General features: G+C 69.9%; 21 protein-coding genes. 16 read left to right on the forward strand and 5 right to left on the reverse strand.

Features of this window, described 5'->3' with window-relative positions:
- Positions 1-2: 2 nt before the first annotated feature.
- Entirely contained in the window at positions 3-392 is a 390-nt protein-coding gene (locus tag OG439_RS33630; RefSeq protein ID WP_326951683.1) for a cold-shock protein, read from the reverse strand.
- A 133-nt stretch (positions 393-525) separates the two neighbouring features.
- Here OG439_RS33630 and OG439_RS33635 point away from each other — a divergent pair, with 133 nt between their 5' ends.
- On the forward strand, positions 526-762 hold the full coding sequence (locus tag OG439_RS33635; protein WP_247058461.1) for a hypothetical protein: 237 nt from the start codon (positions 526-528) through the stop codon (positions 760-762).
- A 56-nt stretch (positions 763-818) separates the two neighbouring features.
- On the opposite strand, the gene OG439_RS33640 is transcribed toward OG439_RS33635, so the two are convergent.
- The gene (locus OG439_RS33640; RefSeq protein ID WP_326944696.1) at positions 819-1,442 is read right to left on the reverse strand and encodes an HAD family hydrolase; all 624 of its coding nucleotides are present in this window, start codon (positions 1,440-1,442) and stop codon (positions 819-821) included.
- Positions 1,443-1,536: 94 nt separating this feature from the next.
- On the opposite strand from OG439_RS33640, the gene OG439_RS33645 reads away from it, so the two are divergent.
- Together OG439_RS33645 and OG439_RS33650 are read left to right on the forward strand one after the other, a co-directional pair.
- Complete coding sequence (locus OG439_RS33645; protein ID WP_247058465.1) at positions 1,537-2,121, forward strand: TetR/AcrR family transcriptional regulator; 585 nt, start codon at positions 1,537-1,539, stop codon at positions 2,119-2,121.
- A 22-nt stretch (positions 2,122-2,143) separates the two neighbouring features.
- Positions 2,144-3,112, forward strand: coding sequence for a R2-like ligand-binding oxidase (locus tag OG439_RS33650; RefSeq protein WP_247058467.1), 969 nt, complete (start codon positions 2,144-2,146; stop codon positions 3,110-3,112).
- Positions 3,113-3,266: 154 nt separating this feature from the next.
- Here OG439_RS33650 and OG439_RS33655 read toward each other — a convergent pair whose 3' ends face one another.
- Entirely contained in the window at positions 3,267-4,925 is a 1,659-nt protein-coding gene (locus OG439_RS33655; protein ID WP_326944697.1) for an AMP-binding protein, read from the reverse strand.
- Between the two features lie 90 nt (positions 4,926-5,015).
- On the opposite strand from OG439_RS33655, the gene OG439_RS33660 reads away from it, so the two are divergent.
- From OG439_RS33660 to OG439_RS33715, 12 genes are all read left to right on the forward strand, one after another.
- The gene (locus OG439_RS33660) at positions 5,016-5,477 is read left to right on the forward strand and encodes a VOC family protein (protein WP_326944698.1); all 462 of its coding nucleotides are present in this window, start codon (positions 5,016-5,018) and stop codon (positions 5,475-5,477) included.
- 84 nt (positions 5,478-5,561) lie between these two features.
- Entirely contained in the window at positions 5,562-7,190 is a 1,629-nt protein-coding gene (locus tag OG439_RS33665; RefSeq protein ID WP_326944699.1) for an AAA family ATPase, read from the forward strand.
- Between the two features lie 8 nt (positions 7,191-7,198).
- Entirely contained in the window at positions 7,199-7,402 is a 204-nt protein-coding gene (locus OG439_RS33670; RefSeq protein ID WP_247058476.1) for a DUF2997 domain-containing protein, read from the forward strand.
- On the forward strand, positions 7,390-7,965 hold the full coding sequence (locus OG439_RS33675) for a 4Fe-4S single cluster domain-containing protein (protein WP_326944700.1): 576 nt from the start codon (positions 7,390-7,392) through the stop codon (positions 7,963-7,965). Before OG439_RS33670 ends, OG439_RS33675 begins: the two co-directional genes overlap by 13 nt.
- Positions 7,962-8,405, forward strand: coding sequence for a hypothetical protein (locus OG439_RS33680; protein WP_326944701.1), 444 nt, complete (start codon positions 7,962-7,964; stop codon positions 8,403-8,405). The genes OG439_RS33675 and OG439_RS33680 overlap by 4 nt, the downstream gene beginning before the upstream one ends.
- Positions 8,402-9,655, forward strand: a complete 1,254-nt coding sequence (locus OG439_RS33685; protein ID WP_326944702.1) for a ComEA family DNA-binding protein — start codon at positions 8,402-8,404, stop codon at positions 9,653-9,655. Before OG439_RS33680 ends, OG439_RS33685 begins: the two co-directional genes overlap by 4 nt.
- Before the next feature lie 33 nt (positions 9,656-9,688).
- The gene (locus OG439_RS33690; protein WP_326944703.1) at positions 9,689-10,411 is read left to right on the forward strand and encodes an ESX secretion-associated protein EspG; all 723 of its coding nucleotides are present in this window, start codon (positions 9,689-9,691) and stop codon (positions 10,409-10,411) included.
- Positions 10,412-10,457: 46 nt separating this feature from the next.
- Entirely contained in the window at positions 10,458-11,024 is a 567-nt protein-coding gene (locus tag OG439_RS33695; protein WP_326944704.1) for a hypothetical protein, read from the forward strand.
- Positions 11,025-11,150: 126 nt separating this feature from the next.
- Complete coding sequence (locus tag OG439_RS33700; protein ID WP_326944705.1) at positions 11,151-11,633, forward strand: hypothetical protein; 483 nt, start codon at positions 11,151-11,153, stop codon at positions 11,631-11,633.
- Positions 11,634-11,635: 2 nt separating this feature from the next.
- On the forward strand, positions 11,636-13,129 hold the full coding sequence (locus OG439_RS33705; protein ID WP_326944706.1) for a hypothetical protein: 1,494 nt from the start codon (positions 11,636-11,638) through the stop codon (positions 13,127-13,129).
- A gap of 140 nt (positions 13,130-13,269) precedes the next feature.
- Positions 13,270-14,034: a PhzF family phenazine biosynthesis protein gene (locus OG439_RS33710; protein ID WP_326944707.1), complete on the forward strand. Its 765-nt coding sequence runs from the start codon at positions 13,270-13,272 to the stop codon at positions 14,032-14,034.
- On the forward strand, positions 14,034-14,408 hold the full coding sequence (locus tag OG439_RS33715; RefSeq protein WP_247058491.1) for a YccF domain-containing protein: 375 nt from the start codon (positions 14,034-14,036) through the stop codon (positions 14,406-14,408). The genes OG439_RS33710 and OG439_RS33715 overlap by 1 nt, the downstream gene beginning before the upstream one ends.
- Here OG439_RS33715 and OG439_RS33720 read toward each other — a convergent pair whose 3' ends face one another.
- On the reverse strand, positions 14,409-15,209 hold the full coding sequence (locus OG439_RS33720; protein WP_247058493.1) for a metallophosphoesterase: 801 nt from the start codon (positions 15,207-15,209) through the stop codon (positions 14,409-14,411). It lies immediately after the preceding gene.
- A gap of 37 nt (positions 15,210-15,246) precedes the next feature.
- Positions 15,247-16,041 carry an HAD-IIA family hydrolase gene (locus OG439_RS33725; protein WP_247058495.1) on the reverse strand — a complete coding sequence of 265 codons (795 nt, stop codon included), beginning with the start codon at positions 16,039-16,041 and terminating at the stop codon, positions 15,247-15,249.
- 193 nt (positions 16,042-16,234) lie between these two features.
- Here OG439_RS33725 and OG439_RS33730 point away from each other — a divergent pair, with 193 nt between their 5' ends.
- Complete coding sequence (locus OG439_RS33730; RefSeq protein WP_326944708.1) at positions 16,235-18,016, forward strand: multicopper oxidase family protein; 1,782 nt, start codon at positions 16,235-16,237, stop codon at positions 18,014-18,016.
- The last annotated feature ends 5 nt before the right edge of the window (positions 18,017-18,021 follow it).

The raw sequence follows: 18,021 nt of genomic DNA on the forward strand, positions 1-18,021 counted from the left end.
GCTCAGGGATCCAGGTCCCGGGCGACGGCGCGCATGATCTCGCCGATCTGCTTGGTGTTCTTCTTGTCCGGGTAGCGGTTGCGCCGCAGGTCCGGCTGCACCTTCAGCTCGATCAGCTTGATCATGTCCTCGATGAGGCCATGCAGCTCTTCGGCCGGGCGGCGACGGGCCTCGGCGACGGACGGTGGCGGGTCGAGCAGCCGGACGGAGAGCGCCTGCGGCCCGCGACGGCCGTCGGCGACGCCGAACTCGAGCCGCTGTCCGGCCTTGAGCCCCTCGATGCCCTGCGGCAGCGCGGCCTTGCGGATGTAGACGTCGGCGCCACCGTCGTCCTGCGTGACGAAGCCGAAGCCCTTCTCCACGTCGTACCACTTGACCTTGCCGGTCGGCACTTCCCTCACCAGTCCTTCTGCTGTCCCGCTCACGACGAACGCGCCCGGTGGGCGTACCCAGGGCGCGCTCCTGAAAGGGTATCTCGCCACATGCCCTGGGGAGAAGTCGGTAACGGCGGATACCCTTTGCCCCATGACGACCGCGACAAAGGAGGCCGCCGTGGCCGCCCCCGGTAAACCGTTCCTCATGCGGATCGGCATCGGCCTCTTCGGCCTCGGCATGCTCGCCGTGCTGGCGGTGTTCATCATGTTCGCCGCCGGCCTGGAGAACCTGCCGGTGTGGCTGTCGGCCGCCGCCGGGATCATCACGCCGCTGGGCCTGCTGCTGGGCTTGATCGCGCTGGTCCGCGAAGCGCGCGCCAAGAAGTAACAGCGCAGCTCCGCTGCTCCGTTGAGGGCGGCGGCGGGGGCATGGATGGAATAGCGTCAGGGCACCACGCTCCCGGCGAAGGTCCGTTCGAACCACTCGGGGAACTCCGTCAGCGAGTCGAACACCACTTCGGCGCCCTCTCGCAGCAGCAGGGCGCGGTCGCACGGACCCGTCGTGACGCCGACCGGGATCGCCCCGGCGGCGAGCGCGCCCCGGACGTCGCCGGCGTGATCTCCGACATACACGCGCGCGTCGTGCGCCAAGAGCGCCTCGGCCTTCCGCGTCGACCACAGCTCGCCGACGACCTCGTCGACGTCCAGGCCGAGCGCGTCCACGTGCAGCTGCGCGTTGGGCGCGTACTTGCCGGTGACGACGAGCGTGCGCCCGCCCGCGGCCCGGACCGCGCGCAGCGACTCGGCCGCGCCCGGCAGCGCGACCGTGCTCGGCACGACCATGTCCGGGTACAGCGCGCGGAACCGGTCGATCAGCCCCGGGATGCGTTCCTCGGGCGCCTCGAAGCCGCGCAGGGCGTCGTCGAGCGGCGGGCCGAGGTTGGCCGCGAACGCCGCGCCGTCCAGCGGCAGACCGGCCTCGACGCCGAGCCTGTTCATCGCCGCCTCCATGCCCGGCCGCGCGTCGATCAGTGTCATGTCGAGGTCGAAGCCCACCGTGATGCCCACACCAGCACCGTAGCTGCCACCACCGACAGATTTACACACGAACCGATCATGTACAGCGTCTTGACAGCGGAGCGATCTGTGTCAAGGTGAAGGTGTGACCAGCTTCACTGACCGGACCAAGGCGTCCCTCCGCGAAGCGCTGCTCGACGCGGCCGGGGACCTGTTGCCGGACCGGGGTTACGCGGCGCTGCGGATGGCCGACGTCGCGGCCCGGGCCGGGGTGAGCAGGCAGACCGTCTACAACGAGTTCGGCAACAAGGCGGCGCTGGCCCAGGCGGTGGCGCTGCGCACCGCGGCGGAGTTCCTCGACGGGATCCGGCAGCGGTTCGAGACGGCGGACGGCCTGCTGGCCGGCATCCACCGCGGCGTCGTCTACACGATCGAGCACGCGCGGGAGAACCGTCTGGTCGCGGCGGCGCTCGGCACCGAAGCCGGCGAAGACCTGCTGCCGCTGCTGACCACCAAGGGCGAGCCGATCCTGACCGCGGCCGCCGAGCTGGCGGCCGAGCACTACCTCGAACTGGAGCCGGGGCTGTCGGCCGAGTCCGCCGCCCTGCTCGCGGAGACCGTCGTGCGGCTTTCGCTGTCGCACCTCGTGCTCCCCACGCACACGGCGACGGAGGCGGCCGACGCCGTCACCGCCGTCATGGAACCCGCCATCCGGCACTTCGTCCCCTGATCGTCCACAATGGAGTGACACGATGACCGACACGCTCCCGGAGTTGCGGACCGGCTTCTCCTCACTGCGCAAGGGCGGCCTGAACTGGGACTCGTTCCCGCTGCGGCTGTTCGTCAAGGGCAACAAGAAGTTCTGGAACCCGGCGGACCTCGACTTCAGCCGCGAACGCGAAGGCTGGGACACGCTCAACCCCGAACAGCAGCGGTCGACGACGTACCTGGTCGCACAGTTCATCGCGGGCGAGGAAGCCGTCACCGAGGACATCCAGCCGTTCATGCGGGCGATGTCGGCGACCGGCCGGTTCGGTGACGAGATGTACCTGACGCAGTTCTGCTTCGAGGAAGCCAAGCACACGGAAGTGTTCCGGCGGTGGATGGACGCCGTCGGGCTGACCGAGGACCTGCACCCGTACGTCGCCGAAAACCCGCACTACCGCAAGCTGTTCTACGAAGAGCTGCCACAGTCGTTGCGGGCGCTGGAAGACGATCCCAGTCCGCTCAACCAGATCCGGGCGAGCGTGACGTACAACCACGTCATCGAGGGCAGCCTCGCGCTGACGGGGTACTACTCGTGGCAGCTGATCTGCACCCAGCAGAACATCCTGCCGGGCATGCAGGAACTGGTCCGCCGCATCGGCGACGACGAGCGCCGGCACATGGCGTGGGGCACGTTCACCTGTCGCCGCCACGTGGCCGCGGACGACTCGCTGTGGGACGCGGTGCAGCAGCGGATGGGCGAGCTGCTCCCCCACGCGCTCGACATGATCCAGTGGGTGCAGGACCAGTTCGAAGAAGTGCCGTTCGACAACGACCCGGAGGAGATCATCCAGTACGCGGCGGACCGCGCGCAGCGTCGCCTGGGCGCGATCGAGTCGGCGCGCGGGATGCCGGTGGAGCAGATCGACCTGGACTACTCGCCGGAACAGCTGGAAGACACGTTCGGCGAAGAGGACGAGAAGGCGATCGCCGAGGCGGCGGCCGCAGTTTCCTGACGCGAGTGCCGTGAAGGGCACCTTCAGGGCTTGTTTGTCCCTGAAGGTGCCCTTCACGGCGTTTCAGCTCACCAGTCCCAGTACAGGATCTCCACCATGTCGACCTCCCTTCGCGACACTTGCGAAGGGGCAACGCCCGAGCGTCCCGCTCGGTTTAGGCGTGCTTCGCGGCCGCCGCGGACTCCAGGCCCAGCAACGTGATCGACTTCTCGCGCATCTCGACCTTGCGGACCTTGCCCGTCACCGTCATCGGGAACTCCTCGACGAGGTGCACGTACCGCGGGATCTTGTAGCGCGCGAGCTTGCCTTCGCAGAACTCACGCACCTTCTCCGAGGTCAACGGCGAAGCGCCTTCGCGCATCTGGACCCACGCCATCAGCTCTTCGCCGTACTTCTCGTCCGGGACGCCGATGACCTGCGCGTCGAGGATGTCCGGGTGCGTGTAGAGGAACTCCTCGATCTCGCGCGGGTACAGGTTCTCGCCGCCGCGGATGACCATGTCCTTGATGCGGCCGGTGATGTTGACGTAGCCGTCGTCGTCCATGACCGCCAGGTCGCCGGTGTGCATCCAGCGGGCCTCGTCGATCGCCTCGGCCGTCTTGTCCGGCTGCTCCCAGTACCCGAGCATCACCGAATACCCGCGAGTGCACAGCTCACCCGGCACGCCCCGCGGCACGGTCAGCCCGGTCTCCGGGTCGACGACCTTGCTCTCCAGGTGCGGCCCGACCCGCCCGACCGTCGAGACCCGGCGCTCGACCGAGTCGTCCGAGCGCGTCTGCGTCGACACCGGGGACGTCTCGGTCATGCCGTAACAAATGGACACCTCGGCCATCCCCATCCGGTCGATGACCTGCTTCATCACCTCGACCGGACACGGCGAGCCCGCCATGATCCCGGTGCGCAGCGACGACAGGTCGAAGCTCGCGAAGTCCGGGTGGTTCAGCTCGGCGATGAACATCGTCGGCACGCCGTAGAGCGACGTGCACTGCTCGGCGGCGACGGCTTCGAGCGTCGCCTTCGGGTCGAACGCCGGCGCCGGGATGACCATGCAGGCGCCGTGGCTGGTGCAGGCCAGGTTGCCCATCACCATGCCGAAGCAGTGGTAGAAGGGCACCGGGATGCAGACTTTGTCCTGTTCGGTGTAGTTGCAGAGCTCGCCGACGAAGTAGCCGTTGTTGAGGATGTTGTGGTGGCTGAGGGTGGCGCCCTTGGGGAAGCCGGTCGTGCCCGACGTGTACTGGATGTTGATCGGGTCGTCGGCCGAGAGCGCGGCCTGCTTCTCGGCCAGCGCGGCCGGGTCGCCCCGCCGGCCGGCGTCCATCAGCGCCTGCCAGCTCTCGCCGCCGAGCAGCACGACGTGCTCCAGCTGCGCGCACTTCTCGCGCACTTCCTCGACCATCGCGGGGTAGTCGGACGTCTTGAACTTGTCGGACGCCACCAGCAGGCGGATCCCGGCCTGGTTGAGCACGTATTCCAGCTCGTGCGACCGGTAGGACGGGTTGATGTTGACCAGGATCGCGCCGATCTTGGCCGTCGCGTACTGCAGGAACGTCCACTCGGCCCGGTTCGGCGACCAGATGCCGACCCGGTCGCCCTTGCCGATGCCCTGCGCCACCAGGCCCAGCGCCAGCGCGTTCACCTCGGCGGCCAGCTCGCGGTAGGTCCACCGGCGGCCGGCGAACCGGTCGACCAGGGCGTCCCGGTCGCCGTGCGCCGCCACCGTCCGATCGAAGTTGTCGCCGATGGTGTCCCCGAGCAGCGGGACCTCGGAGATCCCCGAGGCGTAGCTCGGCCGGGCGGGCGCGTCAGGCATGGTGCCTCCTGAAGTCTGCGGTGACTGCGACCGCAGTCTAGGAAACCCCAGCTCAGTGCGCCAACGCCGTCGCCTCCTACGCTCGAAGACATGAGCCCGACCCTCACCGGCGTCCACCACCTGAAGTTTCCGGCGGCCGACCTGGCCACGACGCTCGCCTGGTTCCGCACCGCGCTGGGCGCGGAACGCCTGCCGGGCTTCGACCACCGCGACCACGACGGCGTCCTGTTCGGGGTGATCGTGCGGTTGCCGGGTCTCGACGTCCCCGTCGAACTCCGGCAGTGGCCGGAGGCGGCCGAGGCGACCGCGGGGTACGACCCGGTCACGTTCGCCGTGGCCGACCGCGCAGCGCTCGAGGACTGGGTCCGGCACTTCGACGCCGCCGGCGTGGCGCACTCGCCCGTCCTGGCCGGCTTCGCCGGTCACCTCGTCGACCTGCGCACCCCGGACGGCCTGGCGATCCGGCTGTACACGCGGCTGCCGGACGACCCCGCGTCGATCGACATGGACCCGGCGCACACCGACCTCGGCAGCACGTGGCTCGGCAAGTGAGTCCACAGTAGACGGATTCCGCGGATGATCCGCTCCGGGCCTGGGCCGCTGGTAGCATCCGGACCCGAATCGAGGGGGCGATCGATGACCGGCCAGGGGTTTCGCGACGAGCTGACCCAGCTGCTGCAGGCGCGCTACCCGCTGCTGGTCGTCGAAACGCACGAAGAGCAGCGGGTGGTCCGGGAGATCCGCGCGGTCGCGGAGGACAGCGCCCGGCTGCGCACGCCGCGGCGGGTGTACGTCTGGTCGTCGACCACCGGGCTGGCCCCGGCGGGCGGGCCGCCGATCGCCGACACGCGCACCGCGTCCGCCGCGCTGGAGCGGGTTTACGGCTGGGGTGAGCCCGCCGTGTTCGTCTTCGCCGACCTGCACCCGTCGCTGGTTTCCGAGGGCGGGCACCGGCCCGACCCCGAGGTCGTGCGGCGGCTGCGCGAGCTCGCGGCCGCGTTCAAGACCCGGCCGGTGCCGCTGAGCCTGATCCTCGTGTCGCCGTCGCTGCCCGTGCCGCCCGAGCTGGAGCACGACGCCACGGTCGTCGAGTTCCCGCTGCCCGACCGGCAGCAGATCGGCGAGCTGCTCGACGGCATGGTCGCCGCGCACCGCCAGCACGTCCGGATCAGCATCGACCGGGACGACCGCGACATGATCGTCGCCGCCGCGCGCGGGCTGACGCTGCCGGAAGCCGAGAACGCGTTCGCCAGGGCACTGGTCGAGGGCGGCGGCCTGGACCCCAGCGACCTCGAGCTGATCCTCGCCGAGAAACGCCAGGCCGTGCGCCGGTCCGGGATGCTCGACATCGTCCCGGCCGACACGGGCTTCGACGCCGTCGGCGGCCTCGACCGGCTCAAGCGCTGGCTGACCAAGCGCACCGGCACCTGGACGCCCGCCGCGGCCGCGTACAACCTGGCCGCGCCGAAGGGGCTGCTGCTGTCCGGCGTGCCCGGCTGCGGCAAGAGCCTGTCCGCAGTGTGCGTCGCGAACATGTGGCGGCTGCCGCTGCTGCGCCTGGACCTGGGCCGGGTCTTCGCCGGGCTGGTCGGCTCCAGCGAGAAGAACATGCGCACGGTCATCCGCACCGCCGAGGGCATCGCGCCCTGCGTGCTGTGGGTCGACGAGATCGAGAAGGGCCTCGCCGGCGCGGGCGGCGGTGGCGACGGCGGCACCGCGCGGCGCGTGTTCGGCACGTTCCTGTCCTGGATGCAGGAGAAGACGGCGCCGGTGTTCGTGATGGCCACGGCGAACCAGGTCGACTCGCTGCCCCCGGAGTTCCTCCGCAAGGGCCGGTTCGACGAGATCTTCTTCGTCGACCTGCCCTCGACGCCGGAGCGCACCGCGATCTGGCGGATCCACCTGAACAAGCGCGTCACCGACGACTTCGTGCGCAGTGAGCTGAAGGTGGACGACGCGTTGTACGCCGAGCTCGCCGACGTCAGCGCGGGCTACAGCGGCGCGGAGATCGAGCAGGCCGTGCTGTCCGGGCTCGTCGACGCGTTCGCCGAGAAGCGCCCGCTGCGCCGGGACGACCTGGTGCGGGCGGTGAAGTCCACCGTGCCGCTGTCGGTCACGCAGGCCGACGAGATCCTGGCCATCCGGCAGTGGGCGGAGACCCGCGCGGTGGCCGCCACGGACAACGACGCCGATCACACCGCCGCGGTGCCGGAAGCGGCGGCGCCACGACCGGAGCCGGCGAGGGGAAGGGCGATCGACGTATGACGCACCGGGTGACCGTGACCATCGCCAAGGACGGCTCGATCAGCGCCGAAACGCACGGCGTGACCGGCTCGAAGTGCCTCGACTACATCCCGCTGCTGGAGGACCTGCTCGGCGCGGAGACGGAGACGTCGGAGTTCACCGAGGACTACCGGCGCACGTCCGCCCAGGCGGAGAACACCGCTTCTCAGCAGCAGACACAATGGAACTCCTGAACCTGCACCGGATCGTCGACGTCACCGCCGCCGAGGGGCCCGGCCTGCGGTGCGCGGTGTGGACGCAGGGCTGCTCGGTGCGCTGCCCCGGCTGCTTCAACCCGCAGACGTGGACGACCCGCGGCGGCACGCTCTTGCCTTGGCGGGAGCTGGTTTCGCGGGTCCTGGCGATCGAGGGCATCGAAGGCGTCACGCTGCTCGGCGGCGAGCCGTTCGACCAGCCGGAACCCTTGGGCGCGTTCGCTTCAGCGGTGCGCTCGGCAGGGCTTTCGGTGATGACGTTCACCGGGCGCGTGCTGGAAGACCTGCCACCGTCGAAGCTGCTCGAGGCGACGGATCTGCTGGTGGACGGGCCTTATCTGGCCGACCGGCCGGAGTCGTCACGGCCATGGGTCGGCTCGGTGAACCAGCGGTTCCACTTCCTGACCGGCCGCTACGACGAGTCGATCTTCACCACGCCGAACCGGCTCGAACTGCGGATCGCCACCGACGGATCCGTGGAACTGAACGGGTTCGCCACCACCGAAGTACTCGAAGCGCTGCTCGAAGGGGATCACCGATGAGCGTCACGCTCAAGCTGCGCAGCGAAGCGCTGGCCCAGCTCAACGCCGCCACCGTCGCCGCACACGCGCAGGCGCAGCCCGGCGTCGTCGTCGTGCGGACCCGGATGCGGCACCGTGACCTGCTTGCCCGCGCGCTGTCCGGGCTGCGCGCCCAGGTCACCGACGACGGCACCACCGTCGCCGGTGCGTGGGAGGGGCGGCGGATCGCGTTCGGCTACGGCCCGGACGGCGTCCAGGTGGCGCACGTCGACGGCCCCGGTCTGACGCCCGCCGAGGCCGAGCGGCTCGTGCTGTCCGTCGACGAGGCGTACGGCGCCGAGGTGCAGCGCGCGGTGCTCACGCGGCTGAAGGAGCGCGCGGCGCGGTCGGGTATGCGCGTCGAGTCCGAGCGGACCAACGCCGACCAGTCGATCAGCGTCACGCTGGCCGCCACGTCGTGACCGAGGTCAGGGTCGGGCTGATCGAGTTCGGCAAGGCGCTCAACGCCAGCGTCGCCCTGCCCGGCCTCGGCGAGCTGCCCGGCGGCCAGGTGAGCGCGGGCCGGGCGGTCCGCGGCGCCCGCGCGCGGCTGAAGCGGGCCGACCGGATCCTCGCGGACAACCTGCGCCTCGGGATCATGGTGCGGAAGAAGTTCTTCTCCAGCGACGTCGAGCCGGTGACCGACGCGGGGTTCCTGAAGGACGTCTTCGTCGCCGTCGGGCGCACCGACCTCGGGCCCGGCGACGCCCTGGAGCTGTACACCGACGACACGATCGGGCCGGACACGAGCCGGCACGCGGGCGTCGCCGCGGTGCTCGCGCCGGCGTACGACCAGCTGACGGGCTTCCACGTGCAGGTGCGCCCGGACCGTGGCGTGCTGCGGTTCGGCGCGTTGACCGGGCTGTTCCGCGGCGGCCGTCCCGTCGGCCAGCCGATGCGGGTGCTGGGCCTGTTCGGCCCGGCCGGGCCACTGCCGGAGCTGCCGGCCGGCCAGGTGGGCACGGTGTTGCTCGGCTTCCAGTGCGACGTCCCGCCGATGGCCGGCGACGCGCTGACCGCGTACGAAGAGCCGTCTCACGACTACCTGGAACGTCGTGAAGGCACCGCGCACGTCCACGGCGTCAGCGATCTGGGCACCGGCTCGGTCGTGGCCGCGGTCGAGGTGCCGGAGGCGCGGACGAACAACCTGCTGACGGTCGGCACGCGGGCGCGGCTGCTGCGCCCGGTGGGCACGACGTTCAACGAGCGCAGCACGGTCATCGCGACCGACCTGCGGATCCTGTCGGTGGCGAGGGGCGGCGTCGCGATGCGCACGGCGGCCGGGACGGGCGTGTTCACCCTGGGGCTGGCAACGCGCGAGGTGCGGCAGAACGACATCGTCGAGACGTACGTGCCGGTCGACGCGCCGGTTCTGGCGCCGCCGCCGGCTGTGGTCTCTGCTCCGGTTTCTGCTCCGCTGTCGGTGCCGCTCGTGGACGTCAACGCGGCGACTCCGTCAGACCTGGCTCGCTTGCCGGGGATGACGCCGGAACGGGTGAGCCAGGCGCTGGAGCTGCGCCGGCGTCAGGGCGGTTTCGCGGACGTGGAGGCGTTCGGCGTGGCGGTGGGGCTGCAGCCGCACGAGATAGTCCGGCTGCGGGGGCGCGCGACGGCGGGTCAGGTGACGGGCGTCGCGCAGCGCGAGACGGGCGTGCGGCAGCTGGACATCTGAGCGCCCGGTGGCGGTTCCGCTACGCTCGGCATCGTGCCGGAGGAATTCGCCCTGGGGCTGAACGAGGTCGACGTCGCGGTCCGGCGAACCGGTCTCCCGGCGAACTGGCACCCGTTCGAGATCCGCAGCGCCGGCCACACCCTCGAGGAAAACGCCCGTCTGGCGGCGGCTTCGTGGGACGCCCTCCGCGCTCGTGGACTGGCGGGCCCGGACAAGCTGGACATCGAGGTCGAGCAGACGCTGCGCTCGTGGACCCAGCCGGAGATCCTGATCATCGTCCGAGCGGCGGAGATAGCGGACGGCAGGCAGGTCCTGTACCGAGCGACGATCGGCCACGGCCTGGGCGTCTACTCGGAACTGGTCACCGGCGGCGTCAACTTCGTCCAGATCCGCCCGGACCACCTGGTCGACGCCCTGATCGGCATCCTCCCCAGATACGGCCCGGTCCCCCTGCCGCCGGTGACGATCACCCAGCGCACGGGCCAGGCACCGAGCACGCGGGACAGGGACGCACTGGCCCCGTTCGCAACGTGGCCCCCACACCGCCACGGCACGTTCGAGCTGTCCACCCGCCACGGCCAGTCCGCCCTGCGCCCCGCGGGAACGGTCACGTTCCTCGATTCGGACGGCGGCCGGTACTTGACGTTCACCGAGCCCTTGCCGGGCGACGAGACCCGCCTGCGGTTCGTCCCATCGGACGGCGGTCACCTGAGGGCGTGGCTGCACGAGCGGATAGCGGAGACCACGGGCCGCTGACCCGCGTCCTCGCGCGGCCGAGCGGCCTACCCGTAGTGTTCAGGTCGTGACCCGATCGAGCTTCGGACGTCGAGCCGCCCTCACCAGCCTGGTCCTGCTCGCCCTCGTGGTGAGTGCCTGCGACAGCAAGGTGGGGGGCACCCCGCAGGCCGCGGACACGCCGACGAGCAGCGCACCCACGACCGGCCCCAGCGGCACGACCGCTGACAACCCGTTCGGGGACATGAAGCCGTGCGCCTCGCTTGACGAGCTGCTCCGCGGCCAGGGTTATCCGGCGGCCATTCCGACCGCGGCCGACTCGGCGCGCACCTGCACGACCGTCAAGAAGGTCGGCGACGATTCGATCAGGGTCAGCCTGTCCCTCCACGCCGGTCAGACGATCAACGAGAACATCGCCGATCCGAGCAAGGCTTCGAGCGGCACGGTCAACGACCGCGCTGCCGTCCAGGAACGCGAGCCCATCGGCGCGAAGGGCCAGTGCGACGTCAAGATGGAGGTCAAGCCGAAGTCTCGCGCCATCGTCGCGGTGACGCTCGGGGTCGGCACAACGGACCAGGCCTGCACCGACGTGAACGACTTCGCCACCAAATTCGAGCCTATGCTGCCGAAGTAGCCCTGCTCAGAGCTGCAGATCTCATCACAGCGGCACAGCAGCCAGTGACACGCGGCCCGGTCACTACTACAGTAGCGGTGCGACACAGAGGGTAATCTTGCGCAGCCGCGTCTTAGGGAGGGACCGATGGCCACGGGAGCCCAGTTCGGAGGGCCACCTCCCACGCCTCCGGCCGGCGATGCCGGCAACAACTTCCTGTCCGGCCTCCTCGACGTCCCGGTGGACGCGGAGGGCGCGAAGCGGGTCAACGACGGCGCGCAGCAGTTCAAGGCACTCGCCCAGAACGGCGGGTTCGCCATCAACGAAGAAGGCTTGCAGCGCTACCGGACAGTGTGCGACACCTTCATCGACGGCTACAGTGACATCAAAGCCGACCTGCTCGCGCTCGGCCAAGCCGCGAAAATGGGTAACAGCGCCTACGCCAAGGAAGTCGCGACCTTCAACGTCAAGGTGGCCGTGAGCGATCCTGAGTCGCTCGTGCCCAACCTCGAGTTGCTCATCGATGGCTTCAAGCAGGTCAAAGAGGCCCTCACCATCGCCCGGAAGAACTACAGCGAGACCGAGGACGCCCACAGCCAGACCTTCGCCAAGCTTCGTGGGGGCGAGTGACCATGGCTCAGGAACACGCCGGGCATCGGCAGTACGAAAGCGACTTCTACGCCCAGACGCAGCAGAAGCTGCAGCAGAACGTGCACCACTTCGGGGCCGAAGACCAGGGTGACGCCCGGGACGGTGTCACGCCGCAGACGCAGAACCAGGCCGCGCAGTACTCCGTCGAGCAGGGCAAGCAGCTGTTGCACGATCGGGCCACCCGTGGGGATGCGCCCGCGCCGGGGCAGAACTACCCCGCCAGCAGTCATGAAGACCTCTACAACATGGTCCACGAGAACATGAATCCCGGGGATCTGGACGACCGCGGCCGGGTGGCCAACAAGCTCGGCAACTGGCTGGCCGACGTCTCCAACGCCGCGAACGACGCCGTCAACTCCAGTGAGGTGCAGTGGCAGGGCTCGGGGGCCGCGCAGGCTCATGGGTTCTTCCAGAACACCGCCACCTACACCGCCGATACGGCCAACGCCGCTCAGCTCAGCTCCAACCGCTACTCGCAGCAGGCGGCCGCCGCTGATTATGCGCAGAAGAACATGCCTGAGCCCACTGGCTTCAACCAGCAGGCCGAGGTCGACAAAGCGACCAAGCAGTACCAGGCCGGTGATCTCATCGGCGGGGCCAACACGATGAACGGCGTCGCCGCGAAGCAGCAGCAGGCCGACGCCGCGCACCAGCAGGCCGTGCAGGTTCTCCAGGGCCTCGACGGCACCTACCACGAGACCGCCAGCACCCAGCCGACCTACTCGCCGCCGCCGCAGCTGGGGTCGAGTGACAGCACCACCGCCAGCGGGTTCCACGGGACCAGCAGCACCAGCTTCAGCGGCACCCCGACCATCGGCGGCTCAGGCGGCACCGGTGGAACCGGTGGAACCGGTGGGACCGGTGGGACAGGCGGCTTCAGCGGAGTCGGTGGCACCGGCGGGACCAGCGGCAGCTTCGCGCCCCCCGGCGGCACCACGCCTCCCGGGGCGACGCCGCCCAGCACTTTCGTCCCGCCCGGGGCCACCAGCGGCACCGGGAACGCCGGCGGCTTCGGCGGCGGCAACTCCGGCTTCCGCGGCGCACCTGCCGCGAGTGCGTTCCCGCGGATGGGGCCCGACGGGCTTGCCATGCCCGGTGGGACGACCGGGACAGGCGGGGCCGGTGGGGACATCACGCGCGGCAAGTCCGGGGCAGGGCGTGCCGGGAGTGGGTTCGCCGGGTCGCGGGTGTCCGGCGGCGGCGCCACCGGCGGGCCGAAGGAAACCGCGGGCGAAGGCGGCAAGACGGGCGCCAAGGGCACCGGTGAGCGGCTCGAGCGTGGCGCGACCGCGGCCGCCGCGGCCAAGGGGAAGGCCGGGGGCGCCGGTGCGGCCGGGGCCGGCGCGGGCAAGAAGAAGGAAGACGACAAGGAACACAAGAACAAGATCCAGCTCGAGGAAGACATCTTCGACCTCAAGCCGGAACGCGGACCGGACGGCGAGAAGATCGTCCGGCCGACCATCGGCGAAGCCTGACCCCAAGCCGGAACTAAAACCGAGCCGCGAGAAGATCGCCCATCTGCGCGACCTGACCCCGAGGACCCCTAAGGGGTTGCCCTGGTGACGCGAGAAAAGCGTCACCACACGGGCCCAAATGCCCTGGATACAGTGGAAGCATGCGCTTCTTCATCGTCGACGCCTTCACCGGCAGGGCCTTCGCCGGGAACTCCGCCGGGGTCGTGCTCCTCGACGCGCCCGCCGAGCCCGCCTGGATGCAGGCCGTCGCCGCGGAGATGCGGCACTCCGAGACCGCCTTCGTCGTCGTCGGCGGAGACGAGGGGCCGAAGTCGTTGCGGTGGTTCACGCCGGCGGCCGAAGTCGCCCTGTGCGGGCACGCCACCGTCGCCACCACGCACGTCCTCGGCGGCGAGCAGGTCTACGCCACCCTCAGCGGCGAGCTGCGCGCGAAGGCCGCCGACGGCTGGGTCGAGCTGGACTTCCCCTCCGATCCGCCCGCGCCGTCCGACGACGACCTCAGCGCGATCCTGCCCGGCGTCGAGATCGAGCGCACCGGACGCGGCGTCGAGAACCTCTTCGCCGTCCTCCCGGACGCCGAGGCCGTCCGCACCCTCGAGCCCGACCTGAAAGCGCTGAAGGCCACCTGGAAGGGCCGGCTGCTCGTCACGGCCGCGGGTGACGTCGACGGCATCGACTACGTCAGCCGGTTCTTCGGACCCGGCGTCGGCGTCGACGAAGATCCCGTCACCGGCTCGGCGCACTGCGTCCTGTCGCCGTACTGGTCCGGGCGGCTGAACAAAACCGAGCTGACCGGCGCACAGGTGTCGGCGCGCGGCGGCATCGTCCGGACCCGCCAGGACGGCGACCGGGTCCACCTGTCCGGCCAGGCCGTGACCGTCGTGAGCGGGGAGCTGCACGTCTGATGCGCACGCTGCTGAACATCATCTGGCTCGTGCTGTGCGGCTTCTGGATGGCGCTGGGCTACCTGGCCGCGGGTGTGGTCTGCTGCATCCTGATCGTCACGATCCCGTTCGGGCTCGCGTCGTTCCGGATCGCCCGCTACGCGCTCTGGCCCTTCGGCCGCACGGTCGTCGACCGCCGCGACGCGGGCTCGCCGTCCTTCGTCGGCAACGTGATCTGGTTCCTCTTCGCCGGGCTGTGGCTGGCGATCGGGCACGTGTTCACGGGCATCGCGCTGTGCGTCACGATCATCGGCATCCCGCTGGGCGTGGCGAACTTCAAGATGATCCCGGTGTCCCTGATGCCGCTCGGCAAGGAGATCGTCGAGCTCCCCTGATCACGACTCCGGCTCGTACGGCAGCTTCACCACCAGGCATGGCCCGCCGACGAACAGCCCGCCGTCGACGCCGAGGGCCTTGCCGCCCGCGTAGAGGAACGGGCCCTCGATCTGCGTGGGGTGGATGCCCAGCTGGTCCGCGATGACGCTGTGCCCGTGGATGATGCGCGAGCCGCCCAGTGCGTCCATCAGCTTCTGGGCGTTGTCCTCGCCCTCCGGGCCGCGGAACGCGTAGCGCGTCGTCATCCGGCGCCAGACGTCCCACCACGACTCGATGTCCGAGCCCAGCAGGATCTCACGGGCGGAGGCGTTGATCGCCTCGACCGAATCGCCCCAGTCGAGGTACTCCAGGGTGTCCGAGTGCAGGAGCAGGTGGTCGGCGGCGAGCGCGGCCAGCGGCCGGGCGGTCAGCCACTCGATGTGCTCCGGGGTCAGCCGGTCCTGGTCCGACAGCAGGCCGCCGTTGATCTCCCAGCTGCGGGCGAAGCTGCGCGGCCCGAAGTCGGACGGCACCGGCTGGTCGCCGAAGTGGTACATGCCCAGCGCGAGGATCTCGTGGTTGCCCAGCAGCGTCTGGACCTGGCCGCCGGCTTCCGCCGCCTGCGCTTCGAGCTGGATGACCAGGTCGATGGCACCCACGCCGTCCGGCCCGCGGTCGACGAAGTCACCGAGGAACCACAGCTGGTCCTCGCCCCCTGACCAGTTGTCTTCGTCGTCCACCAACCCCTCGGCGCGCAGTGCTTCGGCCAGTTCGTCCCGGTGGCCATGCACGTCGCCCACCACAAATGTGGAGTTGCTCATCCGGTGACGATAAGCCCTGCTCGCGACGGGGTCTCGATCAGCCTTCCCCGAATGGGTCGGTCGTCTTCCCGATCAGGTCGGCGATGGAGTCGAGCACCAGAGTGGGCCGATACGGATAGCGTTCGGCCGACTCCCTGGTGGAGATGCCGGTGAGCACCAGAATCGTCTGCAGCCCGGCTTCGATGCCCGAGTGCACGTCCGTGTCCATCCGGTCGCCGATCATCAGCGTCGACTCCGAATGGGCACCCAATCGGCGCAACGCCGAGCGCATCATCAACGGGTTCGGCTTGCCGACGTAGTACGGCGAACGCCCGGTGGCCTTCTCGATCAGCGCCGCGACGGAACCGGTGGCGGGCATCGAGCCCTCGACGCTCGGGCCGGTCGCGTCCGGGTTGGTCGCGATGAACTTCGCGCCGCCCTCGATCAGCCGGATCGCCCGCGTGATGGCGCTGAAGCTGTACGTGCGGGTCTCGCCCAGCACGACGTAGTCGGGGTCGCGCTCGGTCAGGACGTAGCCGACCTCGTGCAGCGCCGTCGTCAGGCCCGCTTCGCCGATGACGTACGCCGTGCCGTTGGGCCGCTGCGACGAGAGGAACTTCGCCGTCGCCAGCGCCGACGTCCAGATCGCTTCCTCGGGGATGTCGAGCCCGGTGCGCTCCAGACGCGCCCGCAGGTCACGCGGGGTGTAGATCGAGTTGTTCGTCAGCACCAGGAAGCCGATGCCGTTCGCCTTCAGCTCGGCGAGGAACTCGTCGGCCCCGGGAACGAGGTGCTCCTCCTTCACCAGGACGCCGTCCATGTCGGAGAGATACGTCCACCGGCGCTCATCCATGGGCGAAACCTATCACGCGCGCGAGACACCTGCGTTCGCCGACGAAAAGGGTTACAGTGGGAATTGCCGGTATCGCGAGGGGAGACGCGTACCCGGCCACCGAGGGGGTTCGGGGGAATTCATCGCACACGTCGTCGACGGAAACGTCGTGGCGCAATTCGTCCTGCCCCCGCACCACGAGGGGGAGAAACGCATGACCGGAATCATCGAGCGCCCGGCGACGACCGGGCCGATCACCGCGCCGAACTGGGGACTCACCAAGTTCCTCGACCCACTGCGCGTTCCACCGGCGCTCCGGCCGCATTCCTGGCGCCACGACGCGACCACCATTCCGATGGTGACGAAGCACCAGCGGCTCCACTCACAATTGCCGCCGAGTACATTGTGGACGTACGCGGGACATTTCCCGGGTCCGACTATCGACGTGCGCACCGGCGAACAACTGCGGATTTCGTGGTCGAACGAAATCGACGGTGACTTTCCGCTCGTCGCCGTTCAGGGCCCGGTGGCGGACGCGCCGGCGAGCCGGCCCGGCCGCGAGCTGGACCGGCCCGGCTACTCCGTCATCGACGGCGTCGCCGACCTGCCGGCGTGGACCGTGGTGCACCTGCACGGCGCCCGGACCAACGCGGGCAACGACGGCTGGGCGCACAACGCCGGCCTGAAGGGCACTTCGCAGCTGACGGAGTACCAGAACGCCCAGCCCGCGATGCCGCTCTGGTACCACGACCACGCGATGGCGATCACGCGCTTCAACGTGCACACCGGCCTCGCCGGGATGTACCTCATCCGCGACGGCGAGGAGGACGCGCTCGACCTGCCGCACGGCGACCACGAGATCCCGCTGGTCATCACCGACCGCAACCTCGACACCGACCCGGCGACCGGCGCGCTCACCGGGCAGCTGCTGTTCAAGGTCCCGGTCGTCCCGAACGGCCCGATGATCCCGTTCACCGGCCCGTTCAACCTGGTCAACGGCGTCATCTGGCCGCACTTGGACGTCGACGCACGGTGGTACCGCTTCCGGCTGCTCAACGCGGCCAACTCGCGGTTCTACACGCTGAACCTGGTCGACGAGGACAACCGGCCGGTGAACGACGCCGTCCGCCTGATCGGCACCGACGGCGGCCTGCTGCCGGTACCCGCGGAACTGCCCGCGGCCGGCCTGACCGTCGCCCCGGCCGAGCGCTTCGACGTGCTGATCGACTTCAGCCGCTTCAAGGGCCGCAAGCTCAAGCTGCGCAACGCCGACCCGCGCCTCGGCACGGTCGAGCCGGACCTGATGGAGTTCCGGGTCGACGGCCGCGCGAAGCACGACCCGTTCCGGCTGCCGGCGACGATCTCGACGTCCTACACGCGGCTGGTGCACGGCTCGACGCTGCCGGAGGACCACGACCACGTCTGGGTCGCGCTGCTGCTCAACGCTGAGGGCCACCCCGAGATGTGGGACCTCGAAGAACTGGACACGCCGGATCCCGGCGGCGAGGGGATCATCCAGCTCGCCGACCCGGCCGGGCCGCTGCGCACGTTCCGGATGATCGGGAAGATCTTCGACGACACCACCGGCATCTTCATCGACCACGACCGGTGGGCGGTGTGGAACATCCTGCACGTCGCGAACGGCGGGCCAGCGCACCCGATCCACATCCACCTGACGGAGTTCCAGGCGCTCTTCCGGCGGGCCTTCACCACGACGTTCGACCAGGCGTCGGCCCGGACGACCGCGCCGCTCGCCGGGTTCACCGACGTCCCGCTGGAGAAGTACGAAGAGGGCTGGAAGGACACGATCATCGTGAACCCCGGCCAGTGGGTGAGCGTGGCCGGGCGGTTCGGCGGTGGCACCGGCGAGTTCATGTACCACTGCCACATCCTCGACCACGAGGACGAAGGCATGATGCGGCCGTTCGTCGTGCACCCGCCGGAGGTGGCGAAGTTCCACGTCCACCCGGGCGGCGGCCACCACCACGACGGCTGAGCGGT

It is taken from the genome of Amycolatopsis sp. NBC_01307, from assembly GCF_035975215.1.
In the GTDB taxonomy this organism is placed as follows: Bacteria; Actinomycetota; Actinomycetes; order Mycobacteriales; family Pseudonocardiaceae; genus Amycolatopsis.